The 24,634-nt window shown below is 58.4% G+C and carries 21 protein-coding genes; 8 read left to right on the forward strand and 13 right to left on the reverse strand.

The annotated features are described in order from the left end of the window. The 5 genes from larC to HMPREF9451_RS10275 all read right to left on the reverse strand — a co-directional run. The coding region (gene larC, locus HMPREF9451_RS09725) for a nickel insertion protein (RefSeq protein ID WP_009139732.1) at positions 1 to 292 on the reverse strand (292 nt) is incomplete at its 3' end. Positions 293 to 439: 147 nt separating this feature from the next. Continuing rightward, positions 440 to 1,204, reverse strand: coding sequence for a nickel pincer cofactor biosynthesis protein LarB (gene larB, locus HMPREF9451_RS07650; RefSeq protein WP_009139733.1), 765 nt, complete (start codon positions 1,202 to 1,204; stop codon positions 440 to 442). Positions 1,205 to 1,233: 29 nt separating this feature from the next. Beyond that, positions 1,234 to 1,836 carry an ATP-dependent sacrificial sulfur transferase LarE gene (locus HMPREF9451_RS07655; protein ID WP_009139734.1) on the reverse strand — a complete coding sequence of 201 codons (603 nt, stop codon included), beginning with the start codon at positions 1,834 to 1,836 and terminating at the stop codon, positions 1,234 to 1,236. Beyond that, a complete protein-coding gene (locus HMPREF9451_RS07660; protein ID WP_009139735.1) occupies positions 1,837 to 2,214 on the reverse strand; it encodes a MerR family transcriptional regulator in 378 nt (125 codons plus the stop codon). A 127-nt stretch (positions 2,215 to 2,341) separates the two neighbouring features. Continuing rightward, positions 2,342 to 2,644, reverse strand: a complete 303-nt coding sequence (locus HMPREF9451_RS10275; protein WP_009139736.1) for a helix-turn-helix transcriptional regulator — start codon at positions 2,642 to 2,644, stop codon at positions 2,342 to 2,344. Positions 2,645 to 2,709: 65 nt separating this feature from the next. On the opposite strand from HMPREF9451_RS10275, the gene HMPREF9451_RS10210 reads away from it, so the two are divergent. After that, positions 2,710 to 2,838 carry a hypothetical protein gene (locus HMPREF9451_RS10210; RefSeq protein WP_262361693.1) on the forward strand — a complete coding sequence of 43 codons (129 nt, stop codon included), beginning with the start codon at positions 2,710 to 2,712 and terminating at the stop codon, positions 2,836 to 2,838. 142 nt (positions 2,839 to 2,980) lie between these two features. On the opposite strand, the gene hemH is transcribed toward HMPREF9451_RS10210, so the two are convergent. The 4 genes from hemH to HMPREF9451_RS07685 all read right to left on the reverse strand — a co-directional run bounded on the left by hemH (position 2,981) and on the right by HMPREF9451_RS07685 (position 8,441). Then, complete coding sequence (gene hemH, locus HMPREF9451_RS07670) at positions 2,981 to 3,991, reverse strand: ferrochelatase (protein WP_040626150.1); 1,011 nt, start codon at positions 3,989 to 3,991, stop codon at positions 2,981 to 2,983. A 561-nt stretch (positions 3,992 to 4,552) separates the two neighbouring features. Beyond that, positions 4,553 to 5,695 carry an aldo/keto reductase gene (locus HMPREF9451_RS07675; RefSeq protein ID WP_009139738.1) on the reverse strand — a complete coding sequence of 381 codons (1,143 nt, stop codon included), beginning with the start codon at positions 5,693 to 5,695 and terminating at the stop codon, positions 4,553 to 4,555. Positions 5,696 to 5,740: 45 nt separating this feature from the next. Then, the gene (locus HMPREF9451_RS07680) at positions 5,741 to 6,625 is read right to left on the reverse strand and encodes a rhomboid family intramembrane serine protease (protein WP_009139739.1); all 885 of its coding nucleotides are present in this window, start codon (positions 6,623 to 6,625) and stop codon (positions 5,741 to 5,743) included. Next, positions 6,618 to 8,441, reverse strand: coding sequence for a serine/threonine-protein kinase (locus HMPREF9451_RS07685; protein WP_009139740.1), 1,824 nt, complete (start codon positions 8,439 to 8,441; stop codon positions 6,618 to 6,620). Before HMPREF9451_RS07685 ends, HMPREF9451_RS07680 begins: the two co-directional genes overlap by 8 nt. Positions 8,442 to 8,527: 86 nt before the next feature. Here HMPREF9451_RS07685 and HMPREF9451_RS07690 point away from each other — a divergent pair, with 86 nt between their 5' ends. The 6 genes from HMPREF9451_RS07690 (at position 8,528) to HMPREF9451_RS07725 (ending at position 18,481) form a co-directional block, all read left to right on the forward strand. Next, positions 8,528 to 10,003 carry an FhaA domain-containing protein gene (locus HMPREF9451_RS07690; RefSeq protein ID WP_009139741.1) on the forward strand — a complete coding sequence of 492 codons (1,476 nt, stop codon included), beginning with the start codon at positions 8,528 to 8,530 and terminating at the stop codon, positions 10,001 to 10,003. Between the two features lie 9 nt (positions 10,004 to 10,012). Next, a complete protein-coding gene (locus HMPREF9451_RS07695) occupies positions 10,013 to 10,426 on the forward strand; it encodes an FHA domain-containing protein (protein WP_009139742.1) in 414 nt (137 codons plus the stop codon). Beyond that, positions 10,426 to 11,679 carry a Stp1/IreP family PP2C-type Ser/Thr phosphatase gene (locus tag HMPREF9451_RS07700; protein ID WP_009139743.1) on the forward strand — a complete coding sequence of 418 codons (1,254 nt, stop codon included), beginning with the start codon at positions 10,426 to 10,428 and terminating at the stop codon, positions 11,677 to 11,679. Before HMPREF9451_RS07695 ends, HMPREF9451_RS07700 begins: the two co-directional genes overlap by 1 nt. After that, on the forward strand, positions 11,676 to 14,495 hold the full coding sequence (locus tag HMPREF9451_RS07705; RefSeq protein WP_009139744.1) for an FtsW/RodA/SpoVE family cell cycle protein: 2,820 nt from the start codon (positions 11,676 to 11,678) through the stop codon (positions 14,493 to 14,495). Before HMPREF9451_RS07700 ends, HMPREF9451_RS07705 begins: the two co-directional genes overlap by 4 nt. 110 nt (positions 14,496 to 14,605) lie before the next feature. Continuing rightward, entirely contained in the window at positions 14,606 to 16,645 is a 2,040-nt protein-coding gene (pknB, locus tag HMPREF9451_RS07710) for a Stk1 family PASTA domain-containing Ser/Thr kinase (RefSeq protein ID WP_009139745.1), read from the forward strand. A 687-nt stretch (positions 16,646 to 17,332) separates the two neighbouring features. After that, positions 17,333 to 18,481 carry a DMT family transporter gene (locus HMPREF9451_RS07725; protein ID WP_232204102.1) on the forward strand — a complete coding sequence of 383 codons (1,149 nt, stop codon included), beginning with the start codon at positions 17,333 to 17,335 and terminating at the stop codon, positions 18,479 to 18,481. Positions 18,482 to 18,666: 185 nt separating this feature from the next. Here the strand turns inward: HMPREF9451_RS07725 and folB are convergent, their stop codons facing one another. From folB to HMPREF9451_RS07745, 4 genes are all read right to left on the reverse strand, one after another. Then, positions 18,667 to 19,026, reverse strand: coding sequence for a dihydroneopterin aldolase (folB, locus tag HMPREF9451_RS07730; protein ID WP_009139748.1), 360 nt, complete (start codon positions 19,024 to 19,026; stop codon positions 18,667 to 18,669). An 11-nt stretch (positions 19,027 to 19,037) separates the two neighbouring features. Beyond that, positions 19,038 to 19,679 carry an HD domain-containing protein gene (locus HMPREF9451_RS07735; protein WP_009139749.1) on the reverse strand — a complete coding sequence of 214 codons (642 nt, stop codon included), beginning with the start codon at positions 19,677 to 19,679 and terminating at the stop codon, positions 19,038 to 19,040. Positions 19,680 to 19,683: 4 nt separating this feature from the next. Beyond that, entirely contained in the window at positions 19,684 to 20,241 is a 558-nt protein-coding gene (folE, locus tag HMPREF9451_RS07740) for a GTP cyclohydrolase I FolE (protein ID WP_009139750.1), read from the reverse strand. 342 nt (positions 20,242 to 20,583) lie between these two features. Further along, complete coding sequence (locus HMPREF9451_RS07745; protein WP_083851877.1) at positions 20,584 to 22,017, reverse strand: helix-turn-helix transcriptional regulator; 1,434 nt, start codon at positions 22,015 to 22,017, stop codon at positions 20,584 to 20,586. Between the two features lie 202 nt (positions 22,018 to 22,219). On the opposite strand from HMPREF9451_RS07745, the gene HMPREF9451_RS07750 reads away from it, so the two are divergent. After that, positions 22,220 to 24,397 (forward strand): oxidoreductase, encoded by a 2,178-nt coding sequence (locus tag HMPREF9451_RS07750; RefSeq protein ID WP_148508572.1) that lies wholly within the window; start codon positions 22,220 to 22,222, stop codon positions 24,395 to 24,397. Positions 24,398 to 24,634 lie beyond the last annotated feature (237 nt).

Genomic DNA, 24,634 nt, shown 5'->3' on the forward strand with positions numbered 1-24,634 from the left:
GGTCGTGGTCGTGGTCGTGGTCGTGGTCGTGGTCGTGGAGATTATCGCCCTCGCCGTGCAGATACGCCATATCGTGATCGTGGTTTTCGTGCGCTTCGTCCAGAAGCACCGCAAAATCGCACGCATCAAGCCCCGCTTTGGACACCCGCGATACCCTCACGTCGAATCCCTCTACGGGCAAGCTCCGCAAAACAGCCTCGAGTTTTTCCTCGTTCGCCCCAAGATCGAGAAGAGCTCCTACCACCATGTCTCCGCTTATGCCCGAATTGCACTCCAGATACAGCGTTTGCACCGCTCGCACTCCTTCGTTTCTCTCTCAGAATTCTTGCCGTCTACCAGGCCTCTCCAACACAACGTAAATCCGCTTGCCCTTACCGACCGAAACGGTCTTCATTGATCTTGGCAAGAGACCCTTCGTCGGTCCTGCAACAATCCAGCATCAAGCATGGTCGATGAGGGCCGCCTGGTAACCACCGCCAAATCCGTTGTCGATATTCACCACGGAAACCCCGCTCGCGCAGGAATTCAGCATTGCGAGCAAGGCTGTCACTCCCCCGAACGATGCGCCGTAGCCAACGCTTGTCGGCACCGCAATCACGGGGCACGATGCCATCCCCCCTATCACGCTGGGAAGAGCGCCCTCCATTCCCGCAACCGCCACGATTGCCCGGGCGCGCGCTATTTCATCGGCGTGGGCAAGCAGCCTATGAATGCCCGCCACGCCCACGTCGTACAGACGAACAACCCGACTTCCCATCATCTCCGCCGTAAGGGCCGCCTCTTCCGAAACGCGCAGGTCGCTTGTGCCTGCGGCGGCAACCACCACGTATCCGTTGCCATCGGGATCGGGAGCGCCTCCCACCACAACCATCTCGGCGTCTTCGTGGTATACGAACTCGGCAGCATCCCTTTCGGAAAGCAGCGATGCAACCTCATCGGCCTTGGCGCGATCGACACGCGTTGCCATAACACGACGCTGGCCGGACGAACGAAGCGCCTGTATGATTCCGGCAATTTGCGCGGCGCTTTTTCCGGCCCCGTACACCACCTCGGAAACGCCCTGGCGAATGCCGCGCTGTGTGTCTATCTTGGCATAGCCCAAATCACGAAACGGCTCGGTCTGAACGCGCGCCGTAGCATCGGCCGGACTCATCTCGCCCGCCGCCACCCTCTCGAAAAGATGTTGTAAATCGCGTTTCTCCATACCATTCCTTCTCGATTGTTTGAGCAAACCTATCCCAAACCAAGCGATTCTTCAACCCGGTCGAGAGCAGCCTGGTCAATTCGGTTTCCTGCGGGAACCCTCGTCGCAAAACAAGAAAAATTTGGCTTGTTTGCCGTTGAAAGTCCCATCAACCTTGACGCAGCTCTTACGCAATCCTTGCTAAAGCCTGCATCCCTCAACGGCGAAACAACACCCAATTCCGCCAAGGCGCGAAAACCAGGACGTCGAGAAGGGTCATCGGATGCATTTGTTCCATCGAGCAGAATCTTGCGACCGTCGCGCTCCATTGCATCAAGGATCGTCCCGAAAATAAACCGTTTGCACCAGTAGCATCGGTCAGGCGGATTAGTGCACACTTCGTCATGCGAAAGGATATCCGCCCGAATCAGTTCGAACTCCGCGCCGATTTCTTCCGCAACGCGCTGCGCGTCATCAAGCTCGAACGGAGCCTGAAACGCCGTCATCACCATATAGGCCTTCACATCTATTCCAGCATGCACAAGGGCCGCCAGCAAAAACGACGAATCGCACCCTCCCGAAAATGCAAGACCGTAACAAAGACGCGGATTGAGAGAAGATGCAGCGTTTTCCCAGGTTAAAATTTCACTCATCTAGCGACGCATTCCCTTCTCGGCTTCGCGAATCACCGTTTCGTAATGAGAGATCTTATAATCAAGGCGATCGAGGCCCGCCTGCAGAGCGGCAATACGCTCGCGAACCAGTTCGCGCTGTTCTTCGAGCAAAGTCTTTCTTGCGGGAGCCGTCTGATCCCCTTCCTCGAGCAAATCCATGTATTCAATCAACGCCTCGATCGAGACGCCCGCCGAACGCATGCATTTCAAAAACTCGACGGCGTTGCAGCTCGTTTCGTCATAATCGCGAATCCCCGACGCATTCCGCGGAACATGACGCAGCAACCCCACGCGCTCGTAATAACGCAGCGTATCTGCAGAAATATCGTAGCGTTTGCTCACTTCGGCGATTTTCATGATCGGCCCTTCATCGATGCTTCAAACCACAAGCAACTTCGCTCGTCCATGCGCATTGAAACACTGTAAGCCAACTCCAAGTCAAGTGAAGCGCAAAAGTACAGATGCATCAAACCGCCCCGTACCGTCACGCCCCAAAGCGCACAAGGTCAATCAGCTCCTGTTTCGAATGGATGTTCAACTTTTCATACACGTGTTTGATATGCGTCCGCACCGTGTTGTAGGAGATTGTCAAATCGTCAGCAATATATTGAGCGCTACGCCCCATAGCAACCAACTCCAGGATTTCCGCTTCGCGCTCGGTCAGCCCGAATCTTTCCGCAAGAGATCCGCATGACGGAACGTCGGCGAACGTGACCCCATTATCGTCGGAATCGAAAACGCCTCGGCTCGCCGCCAGCCCGGCACCATCGGCCCCGTAAGAACGCATCACCCCGCGCCGCCTTCGCTCATGTATATGATTCGAACAACGACCCCATCCCCGGTTTGCACGGCGTGAGTACGGTAGTCGGAGACATGTACGGCGATGTCTACGACTACAAGGTGCCAGGAATCAACCTTGGCGGCGCATGCACGACATTCGGATACCTGCTGGGCAAGAAGCTTCCCGCCGGAGAATGGTAAGCACTCAACCGAGACGTCGCTTCGTTGGGTCCGCGCGTCAATAGGCCTCGCGGCGCTCGAACACAGCCCTCCCCTTCGGGCCGCCGCAGTCTTTCGGCTGTGACGGCCCGAATTGCTTTCCTGCTTGCCGTGATTCAAAAAGCTAGGAATACCTGGCAACAAGATGGGCCAGCGCGTCCATGCAGGCATCGTCGGCGCCAAGGGCAGGAATGTATGTAAAATGGGCATCAGCAAGGCCGGCAGCACGTGCGGCCGCATAATACGCATCGGCAGCCTCTTCGGCCACCTCGAACGACGTTTCGATGCAATCCACGGCAAAGCCGGGGCAGACCACAGCAACGTCATCCACGCCATCGCATGCCAAGCGCTCCAGCTCGGGAACCAGCATGGGGCCCTGCCATTTCCTATTGTCGAACCGCGATTGATACGTCACCAGCACGTCTTCGTCATCCATGCCAAGAACCCCTGCCAAACGTTCCGCAGTCTTTCGCGTCGTTTCAACGTAAGTGTCTCCGCGCTTTGCGAACGAGATGGGAACCGAATGAAACGAAACGACCAGCTTCGAAGACGGCAAGGCTCGAGGAAGCCACGAGCGAAGAACCGATTTGGCCAGCGCCTCTATATACCCAGGGGCGTTCCAATATTCGTCGATGAAAGTCCACTGGTCGTCCCCTGGAGCGATACGCCCCATCTGTCGACAGAATTCCTCATGGCACGTGCCCGCGCACGCGCGTGTATGCTGCGGATACAGCGGCAGGCCCACGATACAATCGGCCCCGGCGTCGCGCAATTCATGCAGCCCTGCTTCGATGGAGGGATTCCCGTAGCGCATTCCCAGCCGCACCGCGACGGTCTCGCCGAGCAGTTCCCCAATTCGCCTTTCCAGCTCTTCGCATTGCTTTTGAGATTCCAACATGAAAGGGCTGCCCTGGGGGGTCCAAAACGCCTGGTAGCGAGCGGCGGTTTTCTTCGGGCGATTCGGCAGGACGAAAAGATTCAAAATAGGCTGCCACAGAAACGCCGGCATATCCACGACATTGCGGTCGGAAAGAAATTCCTTCAAGTACGGCCTTATGGCCTCAGGCGTCGGATCGTCGGGCGTACCCGTATTCATCAGAAGAATGCCCAGCATCACAACCCTTTCCGAGTTCATGGCGAATCGACGAGCAAGACGCCGAGAGCAAATTTTGAGCAGTTAGCCCCACACCTTGCATCCAAATGCAGCTCGACAGCGTTCCGGACTCGAAAAACACCCGAAACGTATCAACGGGCGCGCATTTTTCAATAAGGCAACGCTATGAACATCAAATTAATCAACAGATTCTTTCAATTCGTAGATTAATTTGTATGTGCAGCGTTTGTCGCGTCGTCCCGTTGGTACGTATCGTGCAAAACTCGATAAAAAAACGCCGTGCTCGTGCAAGAAGTCGCACAACCACACCAAATTGACCGCCGGCATGACAGCGGAAAACGCCCTGCGGCGCTCTTGGCTACAAGCAGCGCATCGCCATACACCAAATTAACGGCGCCGTAGACTCTAGCATTTCGAACAACGTTCAGGGAAAACGCCCGCAATGAAGCGCGTCTTTACGCTAATAAGCGTACGCGACACCCGTCATGGCCGCACATGATGCCACCGCGCGCAACGCCAGCCCGCATCGTCGGACTACAATACCCAAAGGCCGACAGCCCAATTCCAAAGCGCAACTCCGCGCTAGCGCCCGAACAGCTCTTCGGCCTGCGCCATGCGCCTGGCAATAGGCACGCCGAAGGGGCAGCGCGCCTCGCATTCCTCGCACGCAATGCACGAAGATGCCGTCTCGCCCAACGCCTCATAGTGCGCTTGCACGGATGCCGGCACCTCGTCCTGCATGACAGCAAGGTCGTAGAACTTGTTCACCAGCGCAATGTTGATGCCCGAAACGCACGGCGCGCAATGCCCGCAGTAGGTGCACTGCCCGTAATAAGCGTGGCGCGGGGCGCCGGCAAGCACGCTCGCATAGTCGCGCTCCTCTTCGCTTGATTGCTCGTAAGCGAGCGCATCGTCAACGTGCTCCAACGTCGTCACGCCCACCATGACGCTAGCGGCAGCGGGGCGCGTCAGCGCGTAATGAATGCACTGCACGGACGTAAGTGCCACGCCGAACGGAGACGTCTCCGCGGAAAGAAGACGACCGCCGGCATAGCCTTTCATCACCGTTATCCCCACGTCTTCGCGCTCGCACGTCGCGTACAGCTCGGCACGAACGGGCTCCATACCCTCAAGCTCCTCATCGTATTCGCCGAACATGTCATCGAGGTTTTCGGAAGCGGGCATCATATCGAAGGCTGGATTTACGCTGAACATGATAGCTTCAATCTCGCCCTGACAAGCGGCAAGCAGCGCCACGTCCGGGTTGTGCGTCGAAAGGCCCACATGCCCAATCGCGCCCGTCGCCTTCAATTCGCGCACGTAAGCCATGAACTCGCCGTTGACGACCCGCTTGAATTCCTCCACGTCGTCCACGTAGTGAATCATGCCAAGCTCCACATGGTCGGTTCCCAAACGCGCAAGCAAATCCTCAAACGCCGGACGAACCTTGTCCATGTCGCGCGTGCGAACATACTGGCCGTCCTGCCACGTCGCCCCAATATGGCCCTGAACGATCCAGTGGTCGCGCTGTCCTTTAATGCCCTCTCCCAACGCGCTTCTGACCTCAGGATTCGGCATCCAACAATCCAATATATTCACGCCTGCGGCGGCGAAGCGGTGCGTAATCTCCACCACTTCTTCGACCGGCTTGTCTTCCATCCATTCGGCGCCAAAGCCTATTTCGCTCACCATCAAATCGGTCTTGCCCAAACGACGATAGTTCATGAGGCCTCCCTCTCTTTGATACCGCACAGTGCGTAAACGGAACCCTTAGGCGAAAATCAACCCGTTGCTCACCAGCATCCATCCCAAAAACGCCACCCAGGCAACCGCCACTACAATGCGCACGGCATTGGGCACACGCAGCCCAGGCTCGGGCACCATGAGCATGGCGATGGCTCCGCCGAGCGCGCCGCCCAAATGACCGCTGATAGAAATGCCCGGCACCAAGAACGAATACGCCACGTTGGCCGCAATCACGCCCCACATGCCCTTGCTGTATTCGGCGAAGAATTCGCGACCTTCGCGATGCAGCACGCCCAAAAGCGCCGTCGCCACGAACAGGCCGAACACGCTCGTGGACGCGCCGGCCGACACCGTCATCCCGCCGTCGGCCATGCCGACAAGATACGAGACAGCATTACCGGTGATGCCGCCAATGAAGTACAGCAGCACGAAGTTCGCCTTGCCCAACACCTGTTCGAGCAAAGCGCCCACGCTGTAGAGCGCCACCATGTTGAAGGCAAGATGCATCAGGTCGAGGTGCAAAAACATGGGCGTGACGAATCTATACAGGTCAGCCGCCGACTGCACGAGCGGCGGATACATTGCCCCCATGCCAACGAGCACCCGCGAAGAGATGTCGAAGCTGAACCCCGACAGAAACACTTCAACAGCGTACACGACCACATTGATCGCAATCAACGCCAGCGTGACCGCCTGGTATGCGTTCCGCTGGAAGAACGTGCCTTTAGACGCTTTCATCATGCGCTTGAGCTGAGCGTCGTCGATGACGCGGCGCGATTCGCCGACCACGCGCGCGCCTTCGGCCGATCCGCCATTGCCGCCGGCGGCCGCATTGTTGCCGCCAACACCTGCGCTTTTGGCATCTCCGCTGCTTGCCCCTGGGCCGTTTTGAAGATTATCGTCAATCACGCGTGTATCCTTCCGATGGAATCTGTTCAAACCTGTTTGGGCTCGTCCGAAGCAAGCTGGAGCGCGCAGGGGCGCCAAGCCATGCGGCAATTCCCGCCGCCGCAAGCCCAAATACGATCACCACGGCAATATCGGCTGGGTCGGGCACCCAAGAAGCAAGTCCGCTTTCAATAAAAGCGCGCGCCATCAGCCCGAACACCAAGATTGCCGCAGACAAAGCCATGCCGAGCGCAGGCAGCGCCCTGCCGCCGCGCGAACAAAGCAAAGCGCCCGCCATCGCCGCGGCAAGCCAGGATACGGCCACAGCCCACACTGAAGGATTAGACAGCTGGGCAATGACTCCCTGCTCCGCGCCGCCCGCAAGCGACCCTGGCACAAACAACCCGCCGCCCGTGAACGACCCCATGCCGCAATACGAAAGCAAGAGGGCCGCCACGATGCCGAACAGCGTCGTACCAAGCGCATCTCGCACACGCAGACACAGCCCTGAAAGCAAAGGAAGAACCGACAAGGCCCCCATCAGAGAGAGCGCCGCAACCGAAGAGCCGGCAACCGCCGCCGCCTTGCTCAAGCGCCCGCACGTAAAAAACCACGCCGCAGCAACCACGGCGAACAAAGCGGCAACCACGTATGAGCCGCTTGCCGCCATGCCGGCAGCAAGCGAAACAAACGCAAGCACGGCGCCAATGCGGGGGAACAAGCCGCCGATCACCGCCACGGAGATAGCCATGGCCCACGCGCCCACATCGGCCGAACCCCCGAACAGCGACGCCAAATCGGCATGGGACAGGCCGATCCGGACCGACGCCCCGCATGCGAGAGCCGACCAAATGCCGCCGATGACCTCCCCTGCGCCGCCGTGCAGGCGCTCGGCAAGACCCGTGCGGGCGCGCACGACGGCGGGCATGGCCTCGGTGCCATCCTCGATTTCCTCTTCGTCATCGCACGCTTCCCCCACGATGGCCGCAAGCTCTCGAGCGCCCCTGCGAGCACTGCCCAGATGAGGCATCATCGCATCGGCAAACAGCGAAACGGACTCGAACCGGTCTTCCCGATCGATTGCCAATGCGCCGAAGACGGCTTCGTCCACTTCTTCGTCCACGTCGCCGCGGGCGAGAGAGGGAATGACTATCTCGGCATCTTCAATCGCGCGCTGGGCCGAAGCGAGGTCGCGCGCGAGAAAGGGATTGTATCCCGTGAGCATCTGATACGTCAGCGAAGCAAGGGCCCATTCGTCGGTGCGCACGTCGGGCGCCTCAAGACGCATCTGCTCGAGGGGCATGTATCCTATGGTTCCTCCCGACGCCTGGCCGAATCCGGCCTCGTGGGAAAGCTGAGCCAGGCCGAAATCGGTCACCTTCACCTGACCCTGCCTGTTTATGAGCACGTTGTCGGGCTTGATGTCCAAGTGCAGAACCTGATTGTCGTGAGCGACCTCGAGCGCATGGGCTACGGCTTCGAACACGCAGGTCACCACGTCGAGGGAAAGCGCACCGCCCTCTTCGCGCATGAGCTCGGTCAGCGTCACGCCGTCGACATATTCCATGATAAGGTAGGCCATGGGGCCTTCTATCTCGAAATCGTACACGCCGACGATGTGCGAGTCGGACAGCATGGCCGCCGTACGCGCCTCGTCAAGACCTGGGATATCGCGGGGCGTAGAAGGCGTTGCTGCCTGCCCGAACGTGTCAAGACGGAGACACTTGATGGCCACGCGACGCTGGATGCGCGTATCCCATGCAACCTGCACCGTCGCGAACCCGCCGCTGCCCGCAATCTCGAGCGGACGATATCTGTTCAAGATAAGATTTTGCACGCCATGCAGCCTTTCATTTACAATAGGTTGATTATTATATATGTCTTGAGCTCACGAACCATAACCGCAGAAAGGCTTGAGTCGCCATGGGATTCTTCTCTAAGTTCGAGGGAAAGATGGAGGACACCTTCGAAGGTGCCGCCGGCAAGATGCAGAAATCGCCCATCTCCCCCGTTCAGATTATGAAAAAAGCCGAAAAGCAGATGCGCCGCGAAAAGGTGGTCAGCGCCGGCAAGCAATATGCGCCCACGCTCTACACCGTCCTTGTCAATCCTGACGACGACCAGCGCCTCTTCGGCTTCTATCCCACCTTGGCAGGCGAATGCGAGACCCGCCTCGCCGCAACCGCAAGCGCAGACGGCTTGGCCATGGACGGTCATCCTCTGGTTCGCTTCATCGTGGACGACGGCCTGAAGCATGGCAAGTTCGACATCATCGCCGAAGTGGTAAGCGCCCCGATCGTGGAGCAGCTTCGCGCCGAGGAAATGCAGCGTTACGGCATGGGCGGCGCAAAGCCCGCGCCTGTCCCTCAGGCCGCCGCATACGGCAATCCCGCCTATGCGCAGCAGCGCCCTGCCCAGCCTCAGCCGATGCAGGTCCCTCCCATTCAGCAGCCCCAGGCCGCAGACCCCTTCGCGCCAAGCGCCGGCGGCGATTATGGTCAGCAGATTTTCGGCGAGGGAATACCGGCGGCGCAACCCGTTCAGCCGCAACCTGCAGCGAAACCCCCGCTGCCCTACGTTCCTGAAAACGAAATAGACTACTCGCTTAACTACGGCGAATACACCTTCGATAGCAAGAACTTCGAAGACTATCGCAAGGCGGACGAAAGCGATCAGGAGCAAGCCGCGGCCGCACCGAACGTCACCGGCGAAGAAAAGGCGGACTCTTCTCCCGATGCCCCCCAGGATGAGGGGATTCACGGAGCTGCATCCAACGCGAACGCGGCACCTGGCGTGGAAGCCGGCGCAGCCCGCCAGCACAACCCCCACCGTCCGGAACATGCCGCCGCCGTCCAACCCGAATTCCCTGCCCAGCAGTACGGCTACGCTCCCCAGGGTATAGGAGCGTACCCCACGCCGAACCCTGCATACCCCCCGATGGGCATGGGCATGCAACCGAGCAACGCATATGCCTACGCGCAGCAGGGCCGCCCTTACGGGGCATACCCCAATATGCAGCAAGCCGCGCCCGCGCCCGTATACGGTGCCGCGCCCCACACGGTCGCATTCACGGCCGGAGCAGCCCAAGCGAACGCCGTGCCTCATGCAGGCGCTGTGCGCGCGCACCTTATCGACATCGCATCCAACCGTTCGTACGACCTGGCTACAAGCCGAATCCTCATCGGCCGCGAAACCAGCAACGACATCATCCTGAACGACCTCAACGTAAGTCGTCAGCATGCGCAGATTGCCTTCGAGCCTCAGGGCGTCTGGGTTGTCACCGACCTCGGATCAACCAACGGAACCCTGGTCAACGGCATGCCCATCACCCGACGCGGCCTTGCCGACGGCGACCGCATCACGCTCGGCATGACCGAGTTCGTGTTTTCCATGCGATAGGAGCAATTCGTGATCGACGTCATTCTTCTTGCGGGACGCCTCCTTTTCGTCGCGCTACTGTACCTGTTCCTGTTCGCCCTCATGAAAACGGGCATCGGTCTGGTCAAAGGACAGCGTAAGAAAGAAAAGAGCTGGGGCATCTCGGTAGAGCGCGGCCCCAAGGAGCTTCGTGGCGTGAAAATGTCCGTTCGCGGCCCCATCATCGTCGGCCGCGCTCCTGGTGCAGACATCGTCATTGGCGCAAGCTACGTTTCGGCCCGTCATGCTCGATTCAGCATCATGGGGGCTAACCTCTTCGTCGAAGACCTCGGCTCCACCAACGGTACCGCAGTCAACGGCCGCCGCATCACCGAGCCTACCGTGCTGAAGAACAACGACGTCGTCAACGTTGGCGACGTCGCCATCCGCGTGAGGTACGAATAGTGGCTGCCGAAAAAGAACATAAGCACATTCGGGGAAGGCACGCCAAGGGCGCCCTTCCCTCTTACGGCTCGCGCACTGACGTGGGCCTGGTGCGCGAGCATAACGAAGACAGCCTTGCCGTGAACCCTCCCCTTTATGCCGTTGCCGACGGCATGGGCGGGCACGCCGCGGGAGAGGTCGCCAGCGAAATAGCCATTCAAGCGCTTGTGGCGAACGCCCCCGACACCCCCGATGGAGACAACCTGGCACGCGCCGTTGTCGCAGCAAACCACGCCATCATTCGCGCCGTTCACGAAGGCATCGGCCGTAAAGGCATGGGCACCACCATGACCGCCGCTATGCTCTCCGGAAAACGACTGGTCATCGCCCAGGTTGGCGACTCGCGAGCCTATCTCCTACACGAAGGAAGCCTGCAGCGCATCACCCGCGACCATTCCCTTATGGCCGACCTCATCGATTCAGGCCAGATCACGCCCGAAGAAGCCAAGACCCATCCGCAGCGCAGCGTCATAACGCGCGCCTTGGGCAGCGACCCTTCGACGCTTCCCGACATATACGAAATGAACGTCAGCGCGGGCGACCGCCTGCTTTTGTGCTCCGACGGACTATCGGGCATGGTCGATGACCCTTTACTTGAAAGCATCCTGGCCCGCGTGAAAGACCCCCAGCGCTGCGCCGCTGCACTCGTCAACGAGGCCATCACGGCAGGCGGGCACGACAACGTGACCGCCATCGTGGTCGACGCCCCCTCGAACGCCGAAGCCATTATCAAGAAAGAGACGATCAAGGGAAGAATCGGCGCCATCATTGCAGCCATCGCCCTCGTTCTAGTACTTGCGGGCGGCATCGGCGGCTCTCTGGCGTATCTGAACCATACCGCGTTTCTGGGCGAGCAAGACGGAAACGTCACGGTGTACCGAGGAATGCCGGGGGCCGTCATGGGCATCCCGCTTTCCACGTTCGACCACGATACCGGACTTGCCGTCGAAGAATTGGACAACATCCCCGCCAATGTTTCCGAGCGCCTGAAAGACGGGATACGCGTAGATTCCGTCGCAGATGCGGATGCGCTTGTCGAAACCTGGAAAAAGCAGATCGAAGAACATAAGCAGTCCGCCACGCCCGAGGGCGAGAACGAAAAAGACAAGGATTCTTCCGCATCGACGACCGACGAAAAAACGACCGATTCCCAGAAAGAGGCCTCTACGACCTCTGAACGCACTCAGGAAAACGAAGGCGGTGACGAACAATGACACGTCGTAATACGGAGCTTTTGCTCCTATGCCTTGCGGCACCGTTTGTCATCCTGCTCTTCTCGATGGTGCTGGTGAAGCAAGACACGGCCCTCTCGTTCGAAACGCTGGCGGTGCCCCTCGGCCTGTTCGGGGCCTTCATCGTTGCGCATATCGCCACGCGCTTCTTCGCGAAAAACGCCGATCCGGCCATCATGCCCATCGTATTCGGCCTGTCCGGCATTGGCATCGCGTTTGTCACAAGGTTAGCTCCCGACCTGGCAATACGCCAGGTCATGTGGCTTTTCCTGGGAATTGTCCTCATGGTTGCCACCCTGGCCATAGTTCGCAACCTCGATAAGCTTGCACGCTATAAATACACGTTCATGATTGTAGGCATCGTGCTGCTGCTCATGCCTATGCTTCCCGGCATAGGCCAAGAGGTTCTTGGCAGCCGCATCTGGATCAAAATCGGAGGCTTCAGCTTCCAGCCGGGCGAAATCGCCAAGGTGTGCATCGTCATCTTCCTAGCGTCCTATCTGGCACAAAACCGCGAGATGCTTTCGGTATTCACCGTGCGCGTAGGCCGCTTCTACCTGCCCGACGCCACAACGCTCGGACCGCTACTCGTCATGTGGGGCATCTCGTTCTCCATCGCCGTGTTCGAGAAAGACCTCGGCAGCGCGCTTGTGTGCTTCGTGCTCTTCCTCACTATGCTCTACATCGCAAGCGGCAAGAAGATGTTCCTCGTCGTGGGCTTTGGCCTGGCGGCCCTCGGCTGCGTCATCCTATATGCAGCGTTTGGCCACATTCAAATTCGCGTGAACACCTGGCTCGACCCCTTCTCCGACGCTATGAATACGGGCTACCAGCTCTGCCAGTCCATCTATTCGCTGGCCGACGGCGGTATGCTGGGCGTTGGCGTGGGCAACGGCCTTGCTGAAAACATCCCCGTCGTGGAGTCCGACTTCATCTTCGCCGCCATCGCCGAAGAAACCGGCCTTCTGGGCGGTGCGGCCGTGCTGCTGCTGTTCTTGTGCCTTGCCATACGCGGCTTCGCAACAGCGGCGCGCGCGAAAAGCGACGTGAGCTCGTTTGTCGCAGTCGGCGTTACCGTAACCATCGTGCTGCAGGCCTTCATCATCGTCGGCGGCGTAACCCGCCTCATCCCCTTGACCGGTCTCACGCTTCCCTTCATCAGTCAGGGCGGCTCCTCGCTTCTGGCAAGCTTCATCGGCATCGGACTGCTGCTGCGCTGCGGCGACGAGGGCACGGGCATCAATTCCGAAATGAAAGACGGCACGGGACGCATGCGCGCCATCGGCGCACATGGCGCAACGCGCGGAGCGAACGATTCGAGCGTTCTGGGCCGCGTCGCCCTTGGCCGCCGTCTCACGTCCACCATGGTGGCCTTCGCCCTGCTGTTCGCCCTGCTGGTCGCCAACCTCACCTACGTCATGGTGTTCATGGCGGACGAATACCAAAGCTACCCTGGCAACAACCACACGCTGTACAGAGAAGCCAAAACGGAGCGCGGCTCCATTAGCACCTACGACGGTGTGGTCTTGGCGGAAAGCGTCCAACAAGAAGACGGGACCTACGTCCGCACGTATCCGCAGGGCAGCCTGGCAAGCCATGTCGTTGGCTATTACTCCCAGCAGTACGGCCTCTCAGGCATCGAGCAATCCATGAACGACACGCTCAAAGGCCAGGAGAACTTCGCGAGCTGGTCTGACGTGGTGAACTACCTCGCTGGCATCAACACGCCGGGCAACGACGTAGCACTTACCCTGAACTCCAAGATTCAGCAGGCCGCCGAAGAGGTGCTGGAAGGCTACAAGGGAGCAGTCGTCGTGATGGACCCCAACACGGGTGCCGTGCTGGCTCTGGCTAGCTCGCCTACATACTCCAACGCAGACGTCGAATCGCTGCTTGCCGCAGCATCGAGCGGGTCCGATTCTTCGGGCGGCGCCCTTATCAACCGCGCAACCAACGCGCTGTATGCGCCGGGTTCAACCTTCAAGCTCGTCACGCTTACGGCACTGCTCGAAAAAGGCCTTGCAACCGAGAATACGCAAGTTGAGTCCCCCGCGTTTGCCACCATCGGCAACGGAGAGCTTTCCAATGCGAACGACATCGGCTACGGAACCATCACGCTCAAGCGTGCAACGGAGGTTTCCTCCAACACGGCCTTTGGCGCGCTGGGCGCCGAGAAGGTAGGCTCGGATCTCCTGGTTGAAACCGCCGAAAAGTTCGGCTTCAACAAGTCTATCGACGATTTCGAGCTGCCGCTCTACACCAGCCTCATGCCCGATCCCGAGGAAATGACCGAGTGGGAGACGGCATGGGCGGCTTGCGGCCAGCCCGTCGGCCAGCACGAAAGCCCGGCAGGTCCGCAGGCAACCGTTATGCAGATGGCCATGGTGGCTTCCGCCATCGCCAACGACGGCGTGCTCGAAACCCCGTATTTCGTAGAGGGAGTCTACAATTCCAAGGGCGAGCGCTCGTTCACCGCCAGCGCAAAAGCCTATGGAACCGTTATGAGCAAGCAGACCGCCGACTCGATCACCGATATGATGATTGGAGTCGTGGAAAACGGCACCGGCTACGAAGCCGCCATCAACGGCGTCGAAGTGGCCGGCAAGACCGGTACCGCCGAGACGAACAAGGAATACAACGACAGCTGGTTTGTGGGCTTCGCGCCCGCAGACAATCCCAGCGTCGTAGTGGCCGTTGCGATCGAGGAAGGTGTCCACGGCAACGACGAGGCTGGACTGGCAAGTCCCCGCGCCAAAAAAGTGCTTGAATCGGCGCTTCAAGTGCAGGGGCTGCTCTAAGTGAGGTACGATTGCTGTTTTACCGATCACCATGCGCATGCGCGCTTCGGAGCCGGAACACAGTTTAAATGGAGCAAATAGGCAACGAGACGGACATAGAGGAGAGAAACGTGATAGGAAGGGTGTTCAACGAGCGGTACAAGATTACCGAACGCATCGGTATAGGAGGCATGGCCGAGGTATATAAAGCACAAGACCAGGTCCTCGGCCGCACGGTGGCAGTTAAGGTCATGCTGCCGCAATATGCAGCAGACCCCGAATTCACCGCCCGCTTCAAACAGGAAGCAGCTTCGGCAGCAAACCTGCAGAGCCCCTACATCGTCAACGTATACGACTGGGGCCAGGATGGCGGTACGTATTTCATCGTCATGGAATACGTGCGCGGCACCGACCTGAAGACCGCCGTTCAGCAACGTGGCGCCATCAACCAACGCAAGGTGGCTGAAATCGGCAGCCAGGTCTGTCAGGCGCTTTCCGTCGCCCACGGCCAAGACATCATGCACCGCGACATCAAGCCGCAAAACATCATGGTGCAGCCCGACGGCAACGTGAAGGTCATGGACTTCGGCATCGCGCGCGCCAAAAACAGCGTGAAAGCCAAGACCTCCAGCGTGCTCGGTACCGCCCACTATATCTCTCCCGAGCAGGCTCAGGGCAAAGAGCTCGACGGCGCAAGCGACATGTACTCCCTCGGCTGCGTGCTCTACGAAGCCGCAACCGGGCAGCTCCCCTTTGACGGCCCCGATGCCGTGAGCGTCGCCATGCGCCAGGTCAACGAGGCGCCGCTGCCGCCGAGCCAAGTGAAGCCCGACATCAGCCCCGACCTTGAGGCCATCATCATGAAGGCCATGGAGAAAAACCCCGCCAACCGCTTCCAGACCGTGCGCGATATGAAGCACGCCCTGGATGACTTCCTCATGGGCCGTCCGCTCAACCTTGCAGGCGCAAGCGCGGCCTCGGCACCGACCAGCGTCATGGGCGCCGCTCCCGCGGTCATGGGTACCGAGGGAGGCACGGCGGTCATGCAGCCGCTTACCCCGGGCAACTCTGGCCCCATGCAGCAGGCAACGAACTTCCGCATGGACGACGATTCGGAGAAAAAGTCGCGCAAGAAGACCGTCGGCATCGTCGTCGGTCTCATTGCGGGCATCATCGCCATCGCAGCCGTTGCCATGGCATTGCTTGGTGGCGGCGAGGCCAAAGTGCCCAACGTCGTGGGCCAAACGCAAGATTCAGCCGTACAGGCGATCGAGGCCGCAGGCTATGTCGTCGGAGACGTGACTGAGGAATACAGCGCCGACGTTGTTGCAGGACGCGTGTGCAAGCAGGACCCCGAGGCAGACAGCGCGCTCGAGAAAGGTGGCAAGGTCAACATTGTCATCTCAAAGGGCGTGGAGAAGGGCAGCATTCCCGACCTGAGCGGCATGACGGCCGAACAGGCGGAAAAGGCCATTAAAGACGCTGGATACACGCCGCAATACGCAGGCAACGAAGTCTCCGAAGCCGATGCCGACACGGTAAGCAAGCAAGATCCCGCAGCAGGCAAAGAGGCTGACAAGGGCACCACGGTCAAATACTGGATCTCCACCGGCCCCGAAGATATCGAGGTTCCCAACGTCGTGGGCTACGACCAGGCAAGCGCCAAGAGCACTCTTGAGAAGGCGGGCTTCACGGTAAGCGTCGCCACGGGTAGCTACAGCGACGAATACGCCGAGGGCGAGGTCATGAGTCAGACCCCTAATGGCGGCAAGCTCGGCAAGGGAGAAACGGTCACCATCACCGTTTCGAAGGGGCAAGACCCCGATAAGAAGGCCATCAACATCCCGAACGTTGTAGGCATGACCCAATCTCAGGCGCAAAGCGCGCTTGCGGAAGCAGGGTTCCGCTACAACGTCTCTGAAACCTCGAGCAATTCCGTCGAAAAAGGAACGGTCATCAGCCAAAGCCAGACCGGTACCGGCAAGAAAGGCGACACGATCACCATCACGGTATCCACGGGCCCCTCGTCAAACGGCGGCAATGGCAACGGGAATGGCAACGACAATTCTGATGGTTCTGGAAACGGAAACGGCAACGACAATTCTGATGGTTCTGGAAACGGAAACGGCAACGCCGGCGTAACCGATCCAGAGGAAACCTCCAAGTCCTAACTCCGCTTGCTCCTTCGTGCCGCACATTATGCTTCATTTTGAAAACGCGACCCTTTGGTCGCGTTTTCTTTTTTGGGTGCAATTATCGCCATGCATGATAATTCGGAGGCAGCCATTCATCGCAAGCTGACGCCCAGCTCCTGCTGGACGTGCCAGATTCAAGGCCCGGTCAACACGTCAAACCCTGGCTCGGATCTCGCTTTCGGCGCTTCACGCGCCCGCATCGCGTGCCATGCCACACATGTGGCGCAACGCGCGGCATGGCACGTCGCGTCTGCGCACGGTACGCGAGTCTTGGCCAAACAGCATCAATATGGGGAAAACGAACGACGTCGCGAGCCGCCCGTGGTCAAATGGGGTGAATATGGAGAAGAGCGGCAGCACGATGCAAAAGAGGCCTACAATTCGCAACCTTCTGACCTGGAACTTCGTAAATCGAGCCTTCACCTTTTCGGAAAACGTTCCGCATCTTCCCTTCCATGCTCCGCGAACGGCGCTTTTCGGTCTGTGAACGGTTTGCGACTTTCCCCATACAGACCCTCTTTGACCACGGAACGACGAAACCACCGCAAATCTTCCCCATACGCAACCTCTTTGACCAAGGGGGACGGAAGGACCGCGAGAAACGCGAAACTTCGGGCGAAGCAGCCCATAGACGAACCGTGCATCCTTCGATACGATGGCGCCATGAACAAAGACGCCGTACATACCAATCGAATCGTTGCCCCCGAAGGGGTCGATGCACTGCGTGCAGCAGGACACCCTGCCAATGTGGCATGCCCCAATTCGGAGCCCCCTCAAGACAACGCCCCGCGCATAACAGAACACGCCGCCAATAAAGCGTGTCTTCGGGAGGATGCGGGCAGCACCGCCCATCGGCCGAAAAAACGTCAGCATCGTCATATCCCGCTGTGGGTATATAAATGCATGCTGGTGCTTGCTGCAGCCATTTGGGGGCTTGGTACCGTCGTCATCAAAGACGCCGTGGATACGTTCTCTCCTCTGTGGCTTGTGGGCCTGCGATTCTCCATAGCAGGCGTCGTGCTTGCTATCGCATGCTGGAAAAGCGTCCGCAAAAACCTTGACAGAGACACCTTGGGGGCGGGCGCATTCCTTGGCCTGTTCGTCGCTGCACAGTTTGTGTTCAACACCGCGGGCCTTACCGACACCACGGCAGCGAAGAGTGCGTTTCTCACCGGAACCTATTGTGCCTTTGTGCCGTTTCTTGCCTGGGCCATCTCACGCATCAAGCCCACGATTTACAACATCGTGGCTATGGCGCTCTGCGTGGTCGGCGTCGGATTCGTCTCGTTTGCCGACGGCTTCGAGTCGTTCTCGTTCGGCTTCGGAGAAGCCATCACGCTGCTTTCCGCACTGTTCGTGGGCTTGCATATTGCGTTCATGGCAAAGCTTTCCGTAGGACGCGACCCGATCACCCTTACCGTCGTGCAGTTCATAGTGGCGGGAATCCTCGGATCTGCCATAGCATTCGCGATTGACGGGCCCCTCGATACCGCGGCCCTTGGCAATCCCGAACTGCTGGGCAGCATTCTCTACCTGGCGCTGTTCGCATCCTGTCTCTCGCTCACGCTGCAAAACATCGGTCTCGCGCACGTGCCTCCCGCCCCTGCGGCGCTCCTGCTTGCCACCGAAAGCGTCTTCGGCGTGCTGTTCTCTATTCTGTTCCTGCATGAAATTGTGACCACGTTCATGGTCATCGGATTTACGCTCATCGGAGCGGGCATTGTGATAAGCGAGGCCTTGCCTCTGAAAAAGCGACGGATTCCCATTGAGGAAGTCGTAGAGGAGGAAATGAGAGCGTCGCAAGAGGGGTAGCTAAGCCTCTCGAGGGGGCCGACCCCGCGAGGGGGCCAACCTCGTGGAAGGGCCGACCCCGCGAGAGGGCCAACCTCGTGAAAGGGATAAGCTCGGAGAGGGCTGCGGTTTGCGAGAAGGCTAGCGCCTCGAGAAAGGGCGCGACGTAGCGCGGAGGACGCTCCTCCAAAAGCTAACGCCCCACACTAGCGAGAGCGCTCCATGCATACTGAAACATAATCCAACGGAAGGCCGATCGGCGCCCACGGCTTTTTCACCTCAAGTCGAACGCGCTCCACCAAAGGATGCACGGCCAGTATTTCGTCGCAAAGGCCCTGCGCCAAGCGCTCCAGCAGATCAAACGTGTTTTCGCGCGTATAGCGATCAATCAGGTGGCACACGTCCGCATAGTTCACCGAATCAGCAATGGCGTCGCTTTCCCCGGCACGACGAAGGTCGACAAAAAGCGTCGCAGAAATCACGAAACGCTGGCCGAGCGCATTTTCCTCGGGCAAGACGCCGTGGTTCGCGTGAACCTGCAGGTCCTTGATGCAAATGCAATCCATAACGCCACTCCTTACACGCGTACCGACAAGTTCATTTTCTCGGAAGACCACGAGCAGTCCTCACGCATAGAGCATGCAAAACACGTGCGCGAAGCCTTGTCGGCATCGTAGAGCATCGTACCCAAAAGAGACGCCCCTTCGGGAAGTCGACGGTGCTCGTGTATTGCCGTCACTATCGCGTCACGCTCCGCCTCGTCAAACGCCGCGCCCATGTCGTCTAGGATTTCACGCGCGATACGCGCGCTCGCCTCTTCGTGAGGAATGCCGCGTTCGTACTGTTCGTCTTTGCCTATATCGTGCATCAATGCGGCGGCGTAGACCACTTCTTTGCGAAAACCCAGGTTGTATTCCAAGTTGAAAATCCAAGCGATGCGCGCCGTGTCAAGCAGGTGGCCTATGCCATGCCGGCAAAACGCCCTGTCCCGCTCAAGCTCGGCCAGACGAGCAAGATGTTCTTGATAGAGAGGATGGGAGCGAACCGCCTCAACTGTCTCCATTCGCGCATCCACCGCAAATCCGCCGCTCGGGCGCTGCACCGATGCACTCGCTCCCTCGTCCGCTACGTGGCGGCCATTCAAATGCCGCATCGTCAGCGCGTCCGTGCCCTTATCCGCCGCGCAGTCGCTATCCGAGGACTTCGTCGCCGCATTCATCGCGCTACCTCCGCACCATGCGGAAGAAATCGTCCACAAGCTGAGAGTCGGTCTCAAACACGCCGCGTTTGACCAGCGTCACCGTCTGGGTGCCCGGCTTCTGCACGCCACGCATGGACATGCACATGTGCTCCGCCTCGATCATGACGAGGGCGCCCTTAGCGTCGAGTTCCTTCATCAGCGCGTCGGCGACCTGCGCGGTCAGTCGCTCCTGCAGCTGCAGGCGGCGCGCATACACCTCCACCGTGCGGGCAAGCTTGGAAAGCCCCGTCACTCGACCGTTTGGCATGTAGGCAATATGCGCCTTGCCCACAAACGGAAGAAGATGATGCTCGCACAGGGAATGGAACGGGATATCGCGTTCAACCACCATGCCGCCATCAGACACCTCGAATGTGGTGGACAAGTACTCGGCAGGGTCTTGGTTCATGCCGCCGCAGATTTCCTCGTACATGCGAGCTACGCGAGCGGGAGTCTCAAGAAGGCCTTCGCGCTGCGGGTCCTCGCCGATTCCTTCAAGCAAAAGACGTGTTGCTTGCTGGATCTTTTCCTGGTCGAACATCGTTGTTCCTATCTATATAGAGGCGCTATGGGCGCATGGCTTGAAAACGAAAACGAGCGGACGGGCTCTTGCGTAAAACTCGCCAGCGTTCGAGATTCTACCAGAATCGCTTGGCGAGCTCTCTCCAAGGTGTTTTCATTATCAAAAAGGTTTATGGCCACAAGGGCGGCCGGGCATCAGAATCGCACACCACACGCGGCTACAACCACCGCCCCAACGGCGGCTCCGAAAGCCTGCGCCGCGTCATCAAGCGCCCCATTTCCCCCGCATCCCCTGCAACCCAATGGGGCGATCCAACATTCGCGTCCCACGGCACGTCTTCACCACTCAAGCGACCTTCGGCTATCTGACGCCTCCTTGAGCCACTATATCTATGAGCTCTCCCTTGCTGTGAACGCCAAGCTTTTTGTATATGCTTTTCACATGGGAGCGAACCGTGTCATGGGATATGAACAACCGCTCGCCCGTCTGCGGCATCGTGTATCCGCGCGTCAGCAAGTCAACAACTTCTATTTCCCTCAACGTCAATCCGTACGATTCTTTCATCCATTCAAGACTCGAACATTCCGCTTTCGGAGGTTGGGACGATTTCGGCAATGCGGAAGGCTTTCTCACTGCGGAAAGAAAGACGGTGCACCCGACAAGGGCAACCGCCATAACAAATGCGAGCGCAATAGCAACCAGGCTGCCGGCACCAAAATCAACCTGCGGAAACAAAGCATCAAAGGCGGCTTTCGGAAACGGAGCCGTGTTTGAATAGATAATGATTGAAAGACCGAAATAAAAAATCGGTTGAAGTTTTTTACGGTATACCACGCACGCCACGACAACCCACGAGAACACGATTATGCAATCAGCGCTCGCCCTCATAAACTGACCCGCAACAAATGTGTCAATGAAGAAGAAGGACGAGAAGCCGAACAGTCCCACCGAAAGAACGAACGTGAACATCGGCCATAACGCATCTGGTTCTTTTTTCTTCATCAGAACGAACCAGACGAAAAACACGCCGAAAATAACCGCGTACAGCACGGGCCAGAATGCGTTGAACGAGTACAGCGAAGGGTCGGACGACTCTGGCACCATGACATCCACTACGGCGCATATCACGCAACAAGCCAGCATTACCCCAAGAAGCATCCGCGACGGCGTGTCCAAATCTCGACGCAATGATGCGCGCCCGCACGGTATCTTTTCCAGCCTCCCTTTCAGAGCTATCACGATAAGCGCGCAGCAGAGCAAGGGGGACAACAACGCCACTCCCTCTACAAACCCTAAAGGAACGAAGCTCAAAAACAAGGTAACTAAGCCGTACAGAACAAATGCGAGGGATATTGACAAAGCGGACCTAGAAGGCGGCTCGATGCACGCACACACTCCCCATCCAAGAAAGAAAAACGCACTCGCAGCCCCGTGGAGCCCGCAAGCTGCCATTCCCCAAGAAGGGGGCAGCACTCCGTTCGACCCGAAGATTACCACGGCACTCGCAACGACCGTGGCCACAGTGGCCAGCACCATGCCTCCGATGAAAACCCTCTTTGACGGAATCCGGTTCCTCATAGAGACCATCAGCAAGACAACGACGAGCATCTGGAAAATCCGAGCGATTACGTATCCGTCATTGGTGATGTAGGCAAGCTCGCTTCGATAAATTACCCACGCGGCAACACGAAAGGAAAGGATCCCGAATGCAAGAAGCATAACGGCGGAAACGGACGACGCGCTTCCCCTACCCTTCACCACAATATCAGCCTCCATCACATACGCCCATGCCATACAAGGTATCGATTATAGGATACAAGGCCACCACATCAATGATGTGATTCGCCCCGAATACATTGTTGATGCGATATGCGCCCGCAGCTTTCTCCCTAGGATTAAGGCATCGACGTACCAGCATCCACAGGAGGGAGAGAACATGGGTACAACAGATACAAGAAGGGTTCCGGCCCTATCCCGCCGAAACTTCTTAGGAGGAATGGCAGCAACGGCGCTTTCGGCTTCCGCGCTCGCAGGCTTGACGGGATGCGCCCCGACGCAGGCCGCCAAGCCTTCATCGGGAGATGCTAGCGACCAGGAGACGGTCGTCAACAACGGGCTCAATCCCCAAGACTACGACTACACCTCAAACACGGGAGACCTTGCGACGCTGTTCTCATCGTGGTCTTTCGGTCCTCTTCAACTATCGCATCGCATGGTCAAATCTGCCGCTGGATCGGATACGGCAGCAAACCCCGAAGAAGCCGCCGCATATTATCGCAATTTCGCCAAGGGCGGCGTCGAGATGGTATGGGTTGAGGACTTCGTAGACAAATACAAGCATTTCCCTTCCGCTCGATCGACCCCTATTGACGAGTCGCCTTTGGCGGAAATCGTGCAGGCGATTCACGAAGAAGGCAGCTACGCCGGATATCAGATTTCCTGCATGGGCATCAATTTCAGCGGCACGAAGCAAATTGCCTCTGGGTCGTTTGCCTCTGCAGTTGCGGCCGACATGACGCAAGAAGAGATTAAGCTGCTCGAGCAGGATACGGTCACGTTCGTCAAACGTCTCAAGGAGCTTGGCTTTGACGCATGCGAAATCAACGCCGCCGGAAACAACATCGGCCAATCGTTCCTTTCCCGCATGCGCAACACACGCGACGACGAATACGGCCCTCAGAACTTCGAAAACAGAACCCGTTTCATCTGCGAAACCATCAAGGCAATTAAAGCGGAATGCGGCAACGATTTCCCCGTCCAAGTCCTCATCAACGGAATAGAGGAAAACGACGGAACAATCGGCGACAGCGCCCTTTACACCACCGTTGCAGAGAATAAGGCTATGTGCAAGCTCATGGAGGAGGCAGGCGCCAACAGCTTCCATGTTCGCCTAGGACCCACCAGCCAGCACGTATGCGAATTCGCGAGCGACCTTTACTTCACGGGATACGGCATCGATGGCACGACAAGCTACGGTACGCAATTCGATTTCTCCCGCCACTGGGAAGGCAAGATAATCGGCAACCACTCCGGCTGCGGAATGATGCTTGATGTGGCCGCCGAAATCAAAGAAGCCGTAAACGTGCCGGTTGGAACTGTTACCTATATGGACCCGGCGCATGCGCCCGACTTTTTCGAAAACGCCCTCAAGGACGGCAAAGCTGATTTCCTCATCATGAACCGTCCTCTTACCGTTGACCCCGAATACGTCACGAAGCTCAAAGAAGGGCGCCTCGACGAAATTGCCCCCTGCACCAGGTGCATGCATTGCCATTTCGACGTTGACAAAGAGGGCAACACCTACGAGCACTGCCGCGTCAATGCATGCACCCAGCATGCATTCCGTGAAAGCATGCCCGAAGGATTCGACCTCCCCGCCGCAGAAACGACAAAAAACGTCATGGTCGTTGGCGCCGGTCCGGCAGGCATGGAAGCCGCACGCATTGCAGCCCTGCGCGGCCACAACGTAACCCTTTACGAAAAGAAGAGTTCCGTAGGGGGCATGCTGGAATTCGCTTCAACGGTCAAAGGGCCCCACGAGAACCTTGATGCTCTGCGGTCTTATATGGAAAAACAGCTTGAGGTTAGCGGAGTAAAGCTCGTAACCGAGCACGAAGTCGACGCCGCGTTTATCGAAAGCGAAAAGCCCGATGCGCTCGTCCTCGCATGCGGTGGTCTGCGCGATACCCTGGGAATGGAAGGGACAGAAAAGACCAGCATCGTTGCTATCGAGGATTTCCTAACGGCAACCATAGGGGAAAACGTAGTAATCGTCGGAAGCAACGCTCAGGCAATTGACGCCGCCTTGAATCTGCAGGCCCAGGGCAAGCGCGTTTCAATGGTGACGCCGGACCCCATCGAAAAAGTCGACAAGGGACAATCCAATTGGGTCAAAACGTTTGTCATGCCCATGCTTTACGCACGAGGCATGAGGCTGTGGCCGAATGCGACCATCAACGAAATAGGAGATGGAGCCGTCACCATAACAAGCGAGGCCGGAGCAACCGAATCCATCGCATGCGATACCGTAATCGAAGCCATGGACATGCTGCCCAATTCGTCGCTGCTTGACGGAATCTCCGTTGGAGAGACGTACGCTGTTGGCGATTGCGCAGAGCCCTACAACATCGCCGATGCTATTTTCACCGGCAACCTGGCAGGTCGCGCCATCTAACGACACTCATCCCGGGCCCGCATCCCCCCTCCCTCTGCGGGCCCAACCCTGCTTTGCTTGCTGCTTTTCCGACCCCTTCGTCGCGCGAGACGAAGGGGTCCTTCTCCGAACCTCGTCACAAGTCATGTGGCAATTATCTTTTCGTCGCGATCGTGGTGCCACGCAAATTCTTTTCGCGGCACCACTGCAGCAAAACACAGCGAAAAGAATGGAAGGCCACAGACAACCGAGCCTTAT

Origin of the sequence: Slackia piriformis YIT 12062, assembly GCF_000296445.1 — a bacterium.
Lineage (GTDB): Bacteria > Actinomycetota > Coriobacteriia > Coriobacteriales > Eggerthellaceae > Slackia > Slackia piriformis.